Here is a 16,414-nt window from a genome sequence, read left to right on the forward strand (position 1 = left end):
CGGGTTGCCGAGGCTCCAGTCCCACGGCCGCACCTCCACCCGCGAAAACAGGCCTTCCTTCACATACGGATCATTGCCGACGAACCGCATCACCGCATCGATGTCGTCGGCTTCGATGACGAGCAGCGTACCGTTCATCGCATCGTCCTGCGGGTCGAGCGTCGGGCCGCCGAGCCGCACGTACACGCCATGCTGAGCCGCCGAGCGCAGATAGCTGCGATGCGTGGGCCGCACGCGGTCGCGCACGTCGCGCATCCCCGGCTGGTCCGTCGCGAACACCGCAAAGAATCGAGCCATATCGGTCAGCTCCGGTCGAGCACGAAGTCGTACGTTGCTTCGCGGTACGCACCGCTGATGCCGAACCGACGCGCCAGCTCATCGCCCGCTTCGCGCCGGCGATAAGCGACCATCAGCGACGGCTTCACGCCAAACACCGCATCCGACTGCAGGTACGCGTCTTCCTCGTCGAACAGATGCGTGACGAGCCGGCGATAGCCGGGCGCATCGATCATGAAGTGCAGATGCGCGGGGCGCCACGGGTGGCGCCCGGTCGCGTCGAGCATCTTGCCGACCGGGCCGTCGGTCGGAATCGGATAGCTGACCGGCAGAATCGTCGTGATCGCGTAACGTCCCTGCGCATCGGTCCGGTAGCGGCCTCGCAGGTTGCCGTGCGATTGCGCCGGGTCCTGTCCGGAATACATGCCGTTGTCGGCGGTCTGCCAGACGTCGAGCACGGCATCCGGCACCGGCGCACCGTCGGTGGTCAGCACTCGGCCATGCACGAGCGCCGGCGTGCCGGACGTGAGCGCCATGTTCTCGCCATACGCGCGATCGGGCATCCCTTCGATGTAGAACGGTCCAAACACCGTCGTTTCCGTCGCGCCGGTCGCCAAGCGATGGTTGATCGCATCGACCAGCATCGACACACCGAGCGTGTCGGACAGCAGGATGAACTCCTGCCGCACGACGTCGTCGCACATCTGCCCGGTTTCGGTCAGGAAGCGAATCGCGGCCATCCACTCGGCTTCGGTCAGCTCGGTTTCGCGGACGAACGCATGCAGGTGCCGCACGAGGCTCTGCATCAGCATGCGCACGCGCGGGTTCGGCGCGCCGTCGAAGCTGGCGACGACCTGCTCGGTCAACCGCGTATCGCCGTCGTCATGATCATTCGTCACGTTCGTCTCCTTTGACGCGGACCGCCGCTCACCGCGGCGCGCGCCCTTCCCATGCATGCTGAAGCAACGCGCGGATCGGCGCACGTTCGATCGGCCGCGGGTTCGCATACGGATTCCGGCATGCCAGGTCGGCGGCTTCGTCGAGGCCCGCCTCCGGCATCCCGAGATCGCCGAGCGCCGCCTGCAGCCCGAGCTGCCGGTTCAGTTCGAACAACAGCTGGCCGGCGTCGGCGGCGTCGCTACCGCCCAGCGCCCGCGCGACACGTCGCAGCGCCTCGGGCGCCGCCGCATGGTTGTAGTGCGCGGTATGCGGCAACATCGCGGCATGCGTCTGCGCGTGCGGCAGGTTGAAGGTGCCGCCGAGCGTATGGCAGAGCTTGTGATGCAACGCCATGCCGACCGCCCCCAGGCACGTGCCGGCGAGCCAAGCGCCATACAGCGCGCGGCTGCGCATCTCGCGATCGTCGGGCGCGCGTACGATCGCCGGCAATGCTTCGCCGAGCGCGCGTATCGATTCCTCCGCCATCAGACTGATGACCGGGTTCGCATCGTCGGCATAGAGCGCCTCGACCGCGTGCGCCATCGCGTTGACGCCGGACGCCGCCGAGATCCCCGGCGGCAACGACAGCGTCAGCGACGGGTCGTAAAGCACCGTGCGCGGCAGCACGCGCGGGTCGCGCCCGGTGCGCTTCAAGCGGCCTTCGGTGAGCCCGTGAATCGGCGTCATCTCCGAGCCCGCGTAGGTCGTCGGCACGGCGACGATCGGCAGCGACGATTCGAGTGCGATCGCCTTGCCGAGCCCGATGGTCGAACCGCCGCCGATCGCGACGCAACAGTCCGCGCCGAGTTCGACGGCCATCTCGCATGCCGCGCGTGCCACTTCGACCGGCACGTGCATCACGGCCTGCGCACACACGCCGGCCGCGCGCTCGCCCAGTACGCGGCTCACGCGCTCCGCGAGCGGCTGCTGCTCGGGCGTCGACAGGATCAGCGCCCGCTGCACGCCGAGTGCATTCAGCTCGTCCGGCAGCCGTTCGAGCGCGCCCCATTCGAATACGACGCGCGAAGGCGTTCCCTGGTAGACGAAGCGCTCCATCGCGACCTCAACGCTTGAAGTGCGGCGGCACGTTGCCGTCGACGTTGACCCACACCGAGCGCGCTTCCGTGTAGTCGTGCATCGCCTCGAAGCCCATCTCGCGGCCGTAGCCCGACTTGCCGATGCCGCCGAACGGGCTGCCCGGGTTGACGCGCTTGTAGCAGTTGATCCAGCACATCCCCGCGTCGATCTTCGATGCCATCCGGTGCGCGCGGGACAGGTCGTTGGTCCACAAGCCGCTGCCGAGCCCGTATTCGGTCGCGTTGGCAATCGACAGCGCTTCCTCGTCGCTGCCGAAGCGCAGCACCGTGACGAACGGACCGAACACTTCCTCCTGCGCGATGCGATCGGCCGCGCTCTTCGCTTCGATGACGGTCGGACGCACGTAGTAACCGTCGGCGAGTGCGGCATCCTGCGGCGCGCTGCCGCCGGCGAGCACGCGGCCGCCCTGCTCGCGCGCGACGTCGACGAACGACAGCACGCGATCGAGGTGCTGCTTCGACGTCAGCGGACCCATCTCGGTGTCCGGGTCCAGCGGATTGCCGATGCGGATCGACGAAGCCAGCGACACGAAGCGCTCGAGGAATTCGTCCGCGATACGTTCGTGCAGGATCAGACGCGAACCGGCGATGCAAGCCTGCCCCTGGTTGTGGAAGATCGCCCACGCGGCGCCGTTGATCGCGGCATCGAGGTTCGCGTCGTCGAATACGATGTTCGCGCCCTTGCCGCCCAGTTCGAGTTGCACGCGCTTCAGGTTGCCCTGCGATGCCTCGACGATCCGGCGCCCCGTCGCCGTCGAACCGGTGAACGCGATCTTGCCGACCCCAGGGTGTTCGGCAAGACGCTGGCCGGCCGTGTGTCCATAGCCGGGCACGATATTGACGACGCCGGCCGGAAAGCCGACCTCGGCCATCAACTCGACGATGCGCAGCGTCGACAGCGGCGTGATCTCCGACGGCTTCAGCACGACCGTGTTGCCGGCGGCCAGCGCCGGGCCCATCTTCCAGCTCGTGAACATCAGCGGGAAATTCCACGGCACGATCTGGCCGACTACGCCGATCGGCGCGCGCTGCACATAGTTGAGAAAGCCCGGTTCGACCGGGATCACCGAGCCTTGCAGCTTGTCGGCCATCCCGCCGAAGTAGCGGAAGCACGCCGCCGTGCGCGGCACGTCGAGCGCCCGCGAATCGCGGATCGGGTGTCCGGTGTCGAGCGATTCGAGCTGGGCGAGTTCCTCGGCATTCGCCTCGATCGCATCGGCCAGACGCAGCAGCAGCCGGCCGCGGTCGGCCGCCGCCAGCGCCGACCATGTCGGAAACGCGCGCGTCGCGGCTTCGACCGCCGCGTCCACGTCGACGGCGGTGGCGGCGGCGATCTTCGCGATCAGCGAGCCGTCGTGCGGATTGAGCACGTCGATCGTGCCGCGGTCGACGGCGTCGACGAAGCGCCCGTCGATGAAAAGTTGGGTTTGCATGAATCGTCCTCGATTGGTTGCGCGAGCGCGGCTCAGAACTCGATCGGATACGGCGCCAGCTCGCCGCTTTCGTATCGCTGCGGCAGGTCCGACGTCGCGTTTTCCCAGACCAGCAGCATCGAGCGCTTCGTCGAGTAGCCCTGATGCCGGATGTCGGCCGGCATCGCGCAGATGTCGCCGGCGCGCATCGTGATCCGCGCACGCGGCGCACCGGTGTTCTTGTCGCCGATGTCCCACACGATTTCGTCCGACAGTTGCAGGAACCATTCGACCCGGTCGTTGCCATGGAACACCGGCAGGATGTATTCCTCCGTCGTCGGGCAGAACAGGCTGCGCCCGCACACGGATGTCACAGACGGATTCCACGTCACGTCGGAGCGCGACAGGTACTTGAACAGGTTGAACGCGTGCAGCTCACCTTCGAATCCGGGCTCCACGTGCACCTCCGGCTCGTCCTGATCGACGTCGAGAAACGCACGGTTGACCGGCAGCGCCTCGCGCAGCGGCGAGTCGCCTTCGAGGCCCGGCATGCGGCGCGTCGCGATGCGCGTGCGTTCGATCGCCGAATCGTTTTCGCCGTGCTTGCGGCCGAATGCGCTGCCCGTCTCCTCCGGCGCCGCGAATGGATCGAAGCCTTCGTTGGTCCAGTCGTGCAGCATCGCCTTGAACGTCGCCATGATCGTCGGCGTCTCGAACGTCTCCGTGTAGTCGACACCGGCTTCCTTCAGGATGCCGTTGAACGTTCCCGCATAGACGTCGACCTTGCCGTAGTGATTGCGCGTGCCGAACACGTGATCGAAATTCACCCAGCCGTAGAAGAAGCCCCACGCGACGTCGCGCATCATCGCGCGCAGGAAGGCGTCGGCGGGTATCGCGTGCGTGCGGGTCTGGCCTTTCGCGGGCCAGCTGATCTTCACGAAGTACTCGTCGCGCTGGAACGCGAATTCGCCGAGCTGGAAGCGGCGGTAACCGGTGACGGCATCGGCTTGCGTCGCCTGCACCAGATCGGCGGCAAAGCCTGCGGAAAGATCGAGGGTCTCGAGCGTGGCCATGAGATGTCTCCAGGAATAGTTGAATGGTGTCGAGCGGGCGGATCAGTGCACGCAGATCTCGGCCCACTTCTCGACGGACAGCTCGCCGAGCACGGTCTGCACGAGCGCGACGCCGGGCTTGCTCGTGATGAACCGATACGCGCAGCCCGCCGGCAGCAATGCCTGATGCCCCTTGCGCAGCACCACGTAGCCCATCTCGCGGCCCGCCGGCCGGATGCCGGCGCTCACGGTGCCGCGGCCCGTGGTGGGCGGGCTGTCGAGCTTGATGAATTCGATGCGGACTTCGCCGTCCATCTGGATCGCAAACTCGTCGTGCGCGCAAGCAAACCACGGCGACTCGCCCTCGGTCCGCAGCACCTCGATCACGTATTCAAGGTTCTTGCCGGCAACCACTTTCTCGTAGGGCGCCGACTTCGATGCGATGTCGAAGATGTTCGAAAACGCGTAGTGTTTCGCGCTGCCGCTGGTGATTTCGATCTCGCCCCGCGTGTAGCTGTCGAGCGAACCAAAAACGGTGTGACGTGCCGTGTCGGTCATTGCTGTCTCCTGAGTTGAACCGCTTGTTGGATTCAACTCTAGGGGCAAGGGCGCCCCTCAACAAGGCAACGGACCGCGACTACGGCATTTGCGATTCGCGAATAATCGCGCCGTTCAGCGAACCCAGCCGCGTTCCAGCAGCGGGCGGTCCCACGGCGATTCGTCACCGATGTATTCGGCGAGGAATTCGACGAGCGCCTTGACCTTCAACGCCTGTCGCTGCGTTGCGGGATAAACGGCCGCGAAGCTCAGCGGCGCGATCTGGAAATCGGTCAGAATCGGCACCAGGCGGCCCGCGACGAGTGCATCGCTCGCGACCAGCGTCGGGAGGCACACGACACCGCCGCCCGTGAGTGCGTACTCGCGCAGCAGATGCACGGAGTTCGAGCGGATCATGCCGGGCAGCTCCATTTCGACGACTTCGTCGCCGCGCGTGAGCGTCCAGCGATTGCGTGATGGATAACCCGAATACAGCGCGGTGGTGTGCTGCAGCAATTCGCGCGGATGCTGTGGCGCACCATGCGTTTCGAGGTACGCGGGCGACGCGCAGAACAGGCGCCGCACGACGAACAGTCGCCGCTCGATCAGCGAGTCGGAAATCGGCGGGAAGATCTGGAATGCGATGTCGAACCCTTCTTCGACCGGGTCCACGACCCGATCGTTGACGATGACGTCGAGCTGGATGCCCGGATAGCGGCGATTGAATTCGGCGAGCGGCACGCCGAAGTGATCGAGCGCGAAGCCGGGCAGCATCTGGATGCGCAGCCGCCCGGTCGGTGTCGCGCGCAGCTCGCGCATCTGGTCGGTCAGCTCGTTCACGCGGCCGACGACCTCCGCGCATTCGCGGTAGAAGGTCTCGCCCACTTCGGATAAGCGAACGTGCCGCGTGCTTCGATGGAACAGCGGCGCGTTGACGAACTTCTCCAGTTGCTGGATACGGTTCGTCACGACCGAACTCGTGACCCCAAGCTGACGGGCCGCTTCGGCGAAGCTGCTCGCCTCCGCGACCCTGACGAATGCCTCGATGCTCAGAAACCGGTCCATACCGCGCCCTTGCTGCAAGCGAAAGCACCAGTCTAACCGGAGCTGCCGGCCGGTTCGATCATGCGAAAGGCGTCACTCTGTCGCCTGACGGGTGTCAATCGCGCCGGCCGCCTCCGGCACGTTACTGCTGCTTGCCGGCCGTCAGCTCCGGCTGCACGCCGACGCGGCGCTGCAGCACGGCCGGCGCGGTTTCCCGCATCAGCGTACTGACCACGATGCCGAGCAGCACCGCGCCCATCGGCAGCCACAGGATGTTCTGGATCCCGAAGTGCGCGGCGACGTAGCCGCCCATCGCCGGCGCGATGCCGCCGCCGAAGATTTCGCCGCAGCCGACCACCACGCCGATCGACGTCGACACGAGGCCCACCGGCGCGGCTTCGGTTGCAACCGGCCCCGACAGCAGCGACACCAGCCCGAGCGTGAAGAACGAGGCGACGAACAGGACGATGAACAGCATGACGGGCTGCGGGCCGAGGCCGCGGAAGAGGTAGAGCATCACGGCCGTGCCGGCGAAGCCGACGATGCTCGCGACGCGGCGCCCCACCAGGTCCGACAGCCCCGGCAACCCGAACTGCCCGAAAAAGCCGCCGAAACCGATTGCCGATACGACAAGCCCCATCTTCTGCGTGCCCAGCGACAGGTAGTCCGTCAGGTACAGCGGCAGCAGCGCGCCGAGCACGAACACGCCGGTCATCGCGCAACACAATGCGGCCATTGCGACGAGGATGTTGCGGCTCTTCAGCACATGGCCGAGCGACGCCGGCGCGTGCTCCAACTCGACTGCCTTCGCGCGTTCCGGTTCGCGGATCACGAAGAACATGACGGCGCCGAGGACCAGACCGGGCACCGCGACGAGCGCGAATACCCAGCGCCACGACACGAATTCGAGCAGCTGCGTCGCGATGATCGGCGACAGCGCGAGCCCGAACAGCGCGAAGCCGCTCTGCTGTAGCCCGAGGTTCAAGCCGCGCCGCCGCGGATGCGACGCGTCGGCCGTCGCCGCGAAGCTGGTCGGGCAGAACGAGCCTTCGGCGACGCCCATCAGCCCGCGAATCGCGATCAGCCCGAGCGCCCGCTCGCGAGCCCCGAGAAGCCGGACAGCAGCGAGAACGCGACGATCGCGGGAATCAGGACCTTGCGGCGACCGACCTTGTCCGAGATGCCGCCCATCAGCGCGGCGAAGATGCCCCACGACAGGCCGAGTACGCCGATGCAGTTGCCGACGTCCTGCGCCGTGAGGTCGAGGTCCTTCATGATCGAGGGGAACAGCGGCGCGATGAGCCAGCGGTCGAGGCCGACCAGCCCGAAACCGAGCGCCAGCAGCGTAACCGCCTTCCACTCGTACGCGGTATCCCACTTGTTTGCTTTCATGTCTGTCTCCGTGAAGCTGGTCAGCCCGCGCGAGGCGCGGCGTTCGTGCATGAGCCAGGTCCGTTGTCTTTGCGTGCGATGCGACGCGAGCCGCGCGGAAATGGCGCTCGCCTGCCGGCCGGAGGCGTCGAATTCAGCCCGCCGACGCCCGAACGATAGGTGTGCGGATGCGGATTGGGTATGGAACAACCGGCGAACGCGCCATTCGCGAAATGCAAATAATCGGCGTGGCGGGCGCGCAGGCCGGTGGAGAAGCGCTGTGCGAACGCATGCGGGATTGAAACGGGCGCCTACGGGGGAATCCCTCATAGACATCGGCATGCCGCTCGCGGCGCCCGGGATGCGATCGTTTCGAGGCAGAAGCGCCTGCCGTGGAGCAGGCGGCGACTGAAGAAGGAGCGACAAATGTGCGGGCATTCGCGGGCGTGCGCATGCCGTGCGATCCTCCCCAGCGAGCGACCGCGCCTCGCTTTACCGCATCAGCCGGTCACCCTCACTTTTGCGACGGGATTTCGCAACACGCCGAGCGCGTCGATTTCGACCTTCGTACGGCGGCAACGCGATCGCATCGGCATGGCCGTTCGGGCGCGGCGTGAAGGCGCGAACACGGTGCGGGAGCGCTGTGGGCGCATCAGAGCGGCGGGTTACTCGGCGAGACGGCGGACCCGAAGCAGTCGCGCGATAGCGAGCGCGTCCGACGCCCACCGGTCGCGCGACGTCATGCATGCGTGCGCGGCTGCGACTGCGACCGCAACTGCAATCGTCCTTGAACCCGCAAGCCCGACCGATCGTCGCGACACCCGCATCGCCTCGCGTAACGCCGTTGCATCGGAGTCGATCGCGCGTACACCGCGGCACCTCATAACGTTCCGACAATTTATTGGTTCCCTCGACGATGCATCTATCCGTATCGTTCACCCCGAATCGTCAGACCTAACGACCAACGGGGGAATCCAGTCATGAAACGCATCAGGTCACTCGCCTTGCTCGCCCTGCCGGCATCGCTCTACGCGGCCGGCGCGCACGCGCAAAGCAGCGTCACGCTGTACGGGATCGTCGATGCCGGCATCGCGTACGTGCACAACGCGCAGAACGCGAACGGCAGCAACGCGTCGAATCTCGTCAAGTTCAGCAGCGGCAACCTGTCCGGCAGCCGCTGGGGGCTGCGCGGCACCGAGGATCTCGGCGGCGGGCTCGCCGCGCTGTTCCAGCTCGAGAACGGCTTCAACATCGGTACCGGCGCGCTCGGCCAGGGCCAGCGGGAGTTCGGCCGCAAGGCGATCGTCGGCCTGTCGAGCGGCACGTACGGCACCGTGACGCTCGGCCGCCAGTACGATCCGGTCGTCGATCTCGTGCAGGGGCTCACGGAGGACAACTACTTCGGCGGCGTGTTCGCGACGCCCGGCGATCTCGACAACTACGACAACAGCCTGCGCGTGAGCAATTCGGTGAAATACACGAGTCCGCTGATCGCCGGCTTCCAGGCCGAAGCGCTGTACGGCTTCGGCGGCGTCGCCGGTGCGACGGGCAGCGGCCGCACGTACAGCTTCGCGCTCGGCTATGCGAACGGCCCGCTGTCGCTCGGCGCCGGTTACTTCTTCGCGAACGGCGGCACGACGACCGCAAACGGCATCCGCTCGTGGACGAGCAGTTCGGACACGCTGTTCAACACCGTGATCAATCAGGGCTTCTCGAGCGCGAAGTCGATTCAGATCGTGCGCGTGGCCGGCCAGTACGTGGCCGGGCCGGCGACGTTCGGCATCGCGTATTCGAATACGCAATACGGCGCCGACACGCTGTCGGCGTTCCGCCAGACCGCGAAGTTCAACAACGGCTCCGCGTTCTTCAACTGGCAGTTCTCGCCGGCATTGCGCGCGGGCGTCGGCTACAACTACACGTCGCTGACGGGGCCGACCTCCGCGCATTACAACCAGGTCAACGTCGGGGCCGACTACGCGCTGTCGAAACGCACCGATCTGTATGCGCTGTTCGGCTATCAGAAGGCGAGCGGCCATACGCTCGACGCGAACGGCGCGCGCGTGAACGCGACCGCGTCGGTCGGGTCGTACGGCGTCAATTCCGGTACCGATACGCAGGAACTGGCGATCGTCGGGATCCGGCACAAGTTCTGACCGCTGCGCGCCGCCGCGATAGCGGCGTATCGGCAAGCGTCGCGACGGGCGCGCACTGCGGTGTGCGCCCGTTTTTTTGCTCGCTCGAAAACAAGGCGCCCCATCGCGTGAGCCGCGTGTGCGGCCCGTCACTGGCGGAGGCCGGCGAACTTGACCGTTAGTTGCGTCAACGCGCCGACTGTCGCGATCCGGTCGTCGGCCTGCCGATGACATCGACGGAAAGTGTGCCGCCAAAACGACCGAACAGTTCCGTACCGACAGCACCAGACTGTCCATGGCCAGCGCGTCGTACGCGGCCGAATAATCCTTCAGTCGACGACAGCGACCGACATCGCCGAAGCCGAAGCGAACCGCAAGCGAACCGACAGCGGTTCGGCTATATTCACACCTTGCTTTTCGTCAGGCGAATACGCCGCGCTCGACGCTCGCATGCGCGCGCGGCCGCCGGCGCCAGGCAAACGAACCCTTCAAGGGTGACGGAGACTCGTCCGGTCATCGGCCGCCCACAAGGCGACCGGCACGCCGGACGTCAATAGAAATATCAATCGATATGGAGATGGCTGATGGAACGAAGCATTGTCGGCATGCGCTGCAAACCCCTGATCACGGCCGCACTCGCCGTCGCCGCATTCGGCGCGGCGTCGGGCGCACTGGCCGATCAGGTCGTCAAGATCGGCAGCGTTGAACCGACGACGGGCGGCATCGCACACCTCGGCAAGGACAACGAGAACGGCGCGCGCCTCGCGGTCGAGGAAATCAACGCGAAGGGGCTGACGATCGGCGGCCAGAAAATCACGCTGCAGTTCGACCCGCAGGACGACGCGGCCGACCCGCGTCAGGCGACACAGGTTGCGCAGAAGCTCGTCGACGACAAGGTCGTCGCCGTGATCGGCCATCTGAACTCGGGCACGTCGATCCCCGCCTCGAAGATCTACAGCGACGCGGGCATCGTGCAGATTTCGCCGTCGGCGACGAACCCGACCTACACGCAGCAGGGCTTCAAGACGACGTATCGCGTGGTCGCGACCGACGCGCAGCAAGGCCCGGCGCTCGCAAGCTACGCGCAGTCGAACGGCGTGAAGACGGTGGCCGTCGTCGACGATTCGACCGCGTACGGCCAGGGTCTCGCGAATGAGTTCGAGAAGAAGGCGAAGGCGCTCGGCCTGAAGGTGCTGTCGCACGACGCGACGAACGACAAGGCGGTCGACTTCCGCGCGATCCTGACGAAGATCAAGGGCGAAAACCCCGACGCGATCATGTACGGCGGCATGGACGCCACCGGCGGCCCGCTCGCGAAGCAGGCGAAGCAGCTCGGCCTGCGCGCGAAGATCCTGTCGGGCGACGGCGTCTGCACCGACCAGCTCGCGCAGCTCGCCGGCCCCGCGGCCGACAACGTGCTCTGCTCGCAGGCCGGCGCGGCCATCGAGAAGATGCCGGGCGGCGCCGCGTTCGTCGCGAAGTATCAGAAGCGCTTCAACCAGGGCATCAAGTTCGATGCGCCGTTCGCGTACGACGCCGTGTACATCGTCGTCGACGCGATGAAGCGCGCGAACTCGACCGACCCCGCGAAGATCCTGGCCGCGATGCCGGCGACCAAGTACGAAGGCGTGATCGGCACGACGACGTTCGATTCGAAGGGCGACCTGACGCACGGGATCATTTCGATCTACGGCTACAAGGGCGGCAAGAAGACCTTCCTCGATCAGGTCCGGATGTAACGGCCGCAACGCCGGCCCGACGGGTGTCGTCGCCCGTCGGCGCCGGCGCCGCGCGAGCCGGCTTTGCTTGACGGAGGACAGCAATCATGTGTGCGATGGCGTATGCCGACTTTCAGCAGGAGTTGAAGAAGGCGCAATTGACCGCGCGCGAGTTCGCGCGCCTGATCCGGATGAACGAAAGCTCGATCACGAACTATTCGAGCAAGGGCACGGTGCCGTCGCATCTCGCCGTGATCGCAACGCTGATCGGCGCGCTGGCCGCGCATGAGATCGACTTCCGCCGCGTGATCCGGCAGACGCGGATCGAGCCGAAACGGCCGCGCGGCGTCGGGGCGTTTCCCGCAACGGCCCATCCGCGTACCGCAAAGCGCGGCGACGACCAGTCGTAAAGCGCGTCAACCGGCGATCGCGAACGGCACGCCGCCGCGCGGCGAGACTATCCGTTCGAATCGCTCGCATGCGCGCACGCGCGACTTCACGATAAACGGCACGTCGCTCGATGCGCGCTTCACATGCGGCGTTCGCGATTGCTCGATCGCCCCTCGCCGCCCCGCCCTGTCGTGCCACCACAGCCGCCTGTGCGGCCGCCCGAGTTCGCTGCGGCAACCGCGCCCGCATCTTCTCCATCGCCGCGACGTTGCGCGCCTGCACGTCGCCGAAGCCGCGATTCACTGCGCCGCCCGCACCTGATCGAGCAGCACCTGCAGCGGATGCCGCAGCTGCCGCGCGGACATGCGCTTGACCTGACTGCGGCACGAATAGCCGGTCGCCAGCGCTTCGCCGGCCGGCTCCGGCGCATCGACGTGCGCGGCCCACGACTGCGCATAGATCGTCCGCGACGTATCGACGTTGCGCGCCTCGTGTCCATACGTGCCCGACATCCCGCAGCATCCCGCAGGCTGAACCTGCAGACGCAAGCCGCGGCGCGCGAATACCTGCGCCCATTGCTTGCCGCTGTCCGGTGCATTGGTCTTCTCGGTGCAATGCGGCAGCAGCCGATACGCGCGTGCCGCGTCGCCGGCCTGCGTGTCGGCCTGCGTATTGCCCTTCACATCGGGCAGCACATCGAGCAGCCACTCCTGCGGCAGCGCGACCGGCGGCACGTCGTGCAGCCCCGGCACCTTGCGGTATTCCTGCCGATACGTGAGCGTGATGGCGGGATCGACGCCGACGAGCGCGACGCCCGCACGCGCGAGCGCAGCCAGCTGCGTCGCGTTGCGGATCGCGGCCCGCTCGAATGCGCGCAGAAAGCCCTGCACGTGCAGCGCCTTGCCGTTCGGCGCGAGCGGCGCAAGCCACACGTGAAAGCCGAGCCGCGCGGCCAGTTCGATCAGCGTCGCCAGCTGTTCGGTGTCGAAATAGCGCGTAAACGTGTCCTGCACGATCACGACGCTGCGCGCGCGCTGCGCGTCGGTCAGCGCGGCGAGCGCATGCGGATCGGCCGGCCGCACGTCCCACTGCCGAATGACGGCCGCGAGATCGAAGCGGCTCAGCAACGGGCTGTCGACCATGCCGACGTGCCGTTCGAACAGCGTGCGCACCCAGCCCGCACGCATCAGTCCGTTGTATAGCGCCGGCACGCGCGCGAACCACGGCACCGTGAATTCGAGCGAGCCGATCAGGTAGTCGCGCAGCGGCCGCAAGTAGCGCTGGTGATAAAGCTCGAGAAAGCGCGAACGGAACTCCGGCACGCTGACCTTGACCGGACACTGCCCCGCGCAGGACTTGCACGCGAGGCATCCGGCCATTGCGTCGTACACGTCGTGCGAAAAGTCCGCTGCGCCGCGACGTGCGGCGCGCGTGTTGCGCCAGCGGTCGACGAAACCGCGCAGCCACGGCTGCCGCTCGCGTGCGGCGGCGAGCACGTCGGCGCCCGCTTCTCCTTGCAGACGCAACCATTCCCGCATCAGCGACGCGCGCCCCTTCGGCGAATGCACGCGTTCGCGCGTCGCCTTCCATGACGGGCACATCGCGTCGTCCGGATCGAAGTTGTAGCACGCGCCGTTGCCGTTGCAGTGCATCGCGGTGCCGTAGCTTTGCCACACGCGTTCGTCGATCCGCCGGTCGTGCTCGCCGCGCGTCGGCACTTCGTCGATCTTCAGCAGCCGCATCGCGGGCTGAGGCGGCGTCGCGATCTTGCCCGGATTGAACTGGTTGTGCGGATCGAACGCAGCTTTCAGCTGCTGCAGCGCCGGATACAGTTCGCCGAAGAACGCCGGCGCATATTCGGAACGCACGCCCTTGCCGTGCTCGCCCCACAGCAGCCCGCCATGCCGCTGCGTGAGCGCGGCTACCGCATCCGACACGGGCCGCACCAGCGCGGCCTGCTTCGGGTCCTTCATGTCGAGCGCCGGGCGCACGTGCAGCACGCCCGCATCGACGTGGCCGAACATCCCGTACCGCAGCCCGTAGCCGTCGAGCAGCGCGCGGAATTCGGCGATATACGCGGCGAGATGCTCGGGCGGCACGGCCGTGTCCTCGACGAACGGCTGCGGGCGCGCTTCGCCCTGCACGTTGCCGAGCAGCCCGACCGCGCGCTTGCGCATCGCGTAGACGCGCTTCACCGCATCGTCGCCGGCCGCGATCGTATGGCCGAGGCGCTCGACCGTCGTGTCGGCGCGCAGATGCTCGCCGAACGCGCGTACGCGCGCGTCGACCTCGTCGGCATCGTCGCCGCTGAACTCGATCAGGTTGATGCCGAGCGTCGGGCGCCGGTCGTCCTGCGGAAAATAGTCGGCGACGCTGCTCCACACGAAATCCTTCATGGCGAGCATCAGCACCGTCGAGTCGACCGTTTCGATCGACAGCGGCTTGAGCTCGAGCAGTGCGCGCGCATCGCGCAGCGCCTCCATGAAGCCCGCGTAGCGCACGTTGACGAGCACCGAATACTTCGGAATCGGCAGCACGTTGAGCGTCGCCTCGACGACGAAGCCGAGCGAGCCTTCCGCACCGCACAGCACGCTGTTGAGGTTGAAGCGGCCGTCGGGCTCGCGCAGGTGCGCGAGATCGTAGCCGGTCAGGCAGCGGTTCAGCTTCGGGAACTTCGCGTCGATCAGCGCGGCGTGGTCGTCGCTGATCCGGCGCGCGGTGCGATAGACCTCGCCGATCCGGTCCTGCCGCGCGCAGCGGCGCGCCAGCTCGTCCTCGGACAGCGCGGTGCTATGCAGCCGCTCGCCGCCCGGCAGCACGAAATCGAGCGCGAGCACGTGATCGCGCGTCTTGCCGTAGCTGCAGCTGCCCTGCCCGCTCGCATCGGTGTTGATCATCCCGCCGATCGTCGCGCGGTTCGACGTCGACAGCTCCGGCGCGAAAAACAGTCCGTGCGGCTTCAGCGCCGCATTCAGCTGATCCTTGACGACGCCCGCCTGCACACGCACCCGGCGCCGCTCGACATCGATCTCGAGAATCCGGTTCAGGTTGCGCGACAGATCGACGACGAGCCCGTCGGTCAACGACTGTCCGTTCGTGCCGGTGCCGCCGCCGCGCGGCGCGACGACGATGTCGCGATGCGCCGGCTGCGCGAGCAGCCGCGCGAGCCGTTCGACGTCGCCTACGTCGGCCGGGCACACGACCGCCTGCGGCAGGCGCTGGTAGATCGAGTTGTCGGTCGCCTGCACGGTGCGGTTCGCGTAGTCCGCGCGGATCTCGCCGGCAAAGCCGGCCGCCCGCAGCGCATCGAGAAAATCGCGATAGGCGGTGGCGGTCGGGGTGGCGGGACGGGGCAACGGAGCGATCGGCATCGGAGGAACAGGGTCAAGAGAATGAATCGGTCCGCGGCCGCCGCCGAATCATGAATTTTGAGCAAGTTTCCGCGCGACCGGGGTTTCCAGTATCGTTCGGGTAATGGCAGCAAACAAACGTATTCTTGTCCGTCGACACTTGCATAAAACTCATGAATTACCGGCGTCTGACTCCGTCCATGTCGTTGCTGCTCGTCTTCGAGGCCGCCGCGCGTCATGAGAGCTACACGCGCGCGGCCGACGAGCTGTCGCTGAGCCAGAGCGCGATCAGCCGGCAGATCCAGACGCTCGAGGATCAGCTCGGCGTGCCGCTGTTCCGGCGCGAAGGCCGCTCGGTGAAGCTGACCGACGTCGGCCGCCGCTACTTCGCCGAGGTCGGCGGCGCGCTCGGCCGCATTCGCGGCGCGACGCTGCAGGCGATGTCGCATCAGGCGGGCGCCGGCACGCTGCGGCTCGCGACGCTGCCGACGTTCGGCTCGAAATGGCTGCTCCCGCATCTGCACGACTTCTATGCCGCGCATCCGGGCGTGACCGTGCATCTGCATTCGCGGATCGGCAACATCGATTTCCACGTCGACGATCTCGACGCGGCGATCGCGGTCGGCACCGGCGACTGGCCGGGCCTGCATGCGCACCGGCTATACAACGAGTTTCTGATCGCGATCGCGAGCCCCGACGCGCCGCCCGACGCAAACGGCGAGCGCGCCCCTGCGTGGGCCGCTCGGCAGACGCTGCTCGGCGTGACGAGCAATCAGCACGCATGGGCGGAATGGTTTGCGCACTACCGGCTCGACCACCGCCAGATGCGGATCGGCCCGAGCTTCGAACTGACGTCGCACCTGATTCAGGCCGTGCGTGCCGGCATGGGGATCGGGCTCGTGCCGAAAGTGCTCGTCGAGGACGAGCTGAGCCGCAACGAACTGGTGTCGATCGGCGACGCGATCACGAGCCGGCGCAGCTACTACCTCGTGTATCCGCCGGAGAACGAATCGTTGCCGTCGTTGGCGGCGTTTCGGGATTGGCTGATGAACGCGCGCTGAAACGTGCGATCGAGATCGGGTTCGGGTTCGGATCT

12 protein-coding genes and 1 pseudogene are annotated in these 16,414 nt (G+C 66.9%); 4 read left to right on the forward strand and 9 right to left on the reverse strand.

Annotation, left to right across the window (positions count from 1 at the left end; translation table 11 throughout):
• The 8 genes and pseudogenes from ACSHSS_RS08155 to ACSHSS_RS08190 all read right to left on the reverse strand — a co-directional run.
• A partial coding sequence (locus tag ACSHSS_RS08155) for a YciI family protein (protein WP_445544827.1) occupies nucleotides 1-297 on the reverse strand: 297 nt, incomplete at its 3' end.
• A 5-nt stretch (nucleotides 298-302) separates the two neighbouring features.
• Nucleotides 303-1,175 carry an intradiol ring-cleavage dioxygenase gene (locus ACSHSS_RS08160; protein WP_006415991.1) on the reverse strand — a complete coding sequence of 291 codons (873 nt, stop codon included), beginning with the start codon at nucleotides 1,173-1,175 and terminating at the stop codon, nucleotides 303-305.
• A 28-nt stretch (nucleotides 1,176-1,203) separates the two neighbouring features.
• On the reverse strand, nucleotides 1,204-2,271 hold the full coding sequence (locus ACSHSS_RS08165; protein WP_006416031.1) for a maleylacetate reductase: 1,068 nt from the start codon (nucleotides 2,269-2,271) through the stop codon (nucleotides 1,204-1,206).
• Between the two features lie 7 nt (nucleotides 2,272-2,278).
• Nucleotides 2,279-3,745 carry an aldehyde dehydrogenase family protein gene (locus ACSHSS_RS08170; protein ID WP_006416013.1) on the reverse strand — a complete coding sequence of 489 codons (1,467 nt, stop codon included), beginning with the start codon at nucleotides 3,743-3,745 and terminating at the stop codon, nucleotides 2,279-2,281.
• A 32-nt stretch (nucleotides 3,746-3,777) separates the two neighbouring features.
• Entirely contained in the window at nucleotides 3,778-4,797 is a 1,020-nt protein-coding gene (locus ACSHSS_RS08175; protein ID WP_048996541.1) for a hydroxyquinol 1,2-dioxygenase, read from the reverse strand.
• Between the two features lie 42 nt (nucleotides 4,798-4,839).
• Complete coding sequence (locus tag ACSHSS_RS08180) at nucleotides 4,840-5,334, reverse strand: hypothetical protein (RefSeq protein WP_006416032.1); 495 nt, start codon at nucleotides 5,332-5,334, stop codon at nucleotides 4,840-4,842.
• Nucleotides 5,335-5,448: 114 nt separating this feature from the next.
• Entirely contained in the window at nucleotides 5,449-6,378 is a 930-nt protein-coding gene (locus ACSHSS_RS08185) for a LysR family transcriptional regulator (RefSeq protein ID WP_006416012.1), read from the reverse strand.
• A gap of 121 nt (nucleotides 6,379-6,499) precedes the next feature.
• Nucleotides 6,500-7,749, reverse strand: a pseudogene (locus tag ACSHSS_RS08190) (MFS transporter).
• Nucleotides 7,750-8,708: 959 nt separating this feature from the next.
• Between ACSHSS_RS08190 and ACSHSS_RS08195 the strand changes: the two are divergent.
• From ACSHSS_RS08195 to ACSHSS_RS08205, 3 genes are all read left to right on the forward strand, one after another.
• Nucleotides 8,709-9,881: a porin gene (locus ACSHSS_RS08195; protein ID WP_006399239.1), complete on the forward strand. Its 1,173-nt coding sequence runs from the start codon at nucleotides 8,709-8,711 to the stop codon at nucleotides 9,879-9,881.
• 563 nt (nucleotides 9,882-10,444) lie between these two features.
• The gene (locus ACSHSS_RS08200) at nucleotides 10,445-11,599 is read left to right on the forward strand and encodes a branched-chain amino acid ABC transporter substrate-binding protein (RefSeq protein ID WP_006399240.1); all 1,155 of its coding nucleotides are present in this window, start codon (nucleotides 10,445-10,447) and stop codon (nucleotides 11,597-11,599) included.
• 86 nt (nucleotides 11,600-11,685) lie between these two features.
• Nucleotides 11,686-11,988: a DNA-binding protein gene (locus ACSHSS_RS08205; RefSeq protein WP_006416004.1), complete on the forward strand. Its 303-nt coding sequence runs from the start codon at nucleotides 11,686-11,688 to the stop codon at nucleotides 11,986-11,988.
• Nucleotides 11,989-12,267: 279 nt separating this feature from the next.
• Here ACSHSS_RS08205 and ydiJ read toward each other — a convergent pair whose 3' ends face one another.
• Nucleotides 12,268-15,339 carry a D-2-hydroxyglutarate dehydrogenase YdiJ gene (gene ydiJ / locus ACSHSS_RS08210; protein ID WP_048996544.1) on the reverse strand — a complete coding sequence of 1,024 codons (3,072 nt, stop codon included), beginning with the start codon at nucleotides 15,337-15,339 and terminating at the stop codon, nucleotides 12,268-12,270.
• Nucleotides 15,340-15,491: 152 nt separating this feature from the next.
• Between ydiJ and ACSHSS_RS08215 the strand changes: the two genes are divergently transcribed.
• Nucleotides 15,492-16,379, forward strand: a complete 888-nt coding sequence (locus tag ACSHSS_RS08215; RefSeq protein ID WP_012464833.1) for a LysR substrate-binding domain-containing protein — start codon at nucleotides 15,492-15,494, stop codon at nucleotides 16,377-16,379.
• Nucleotides 16,380-16,414: the final 35 nt, after the last annotated feature.

This window comes from Burkholderia sp. BC1, from assembly GCF_052683555.1.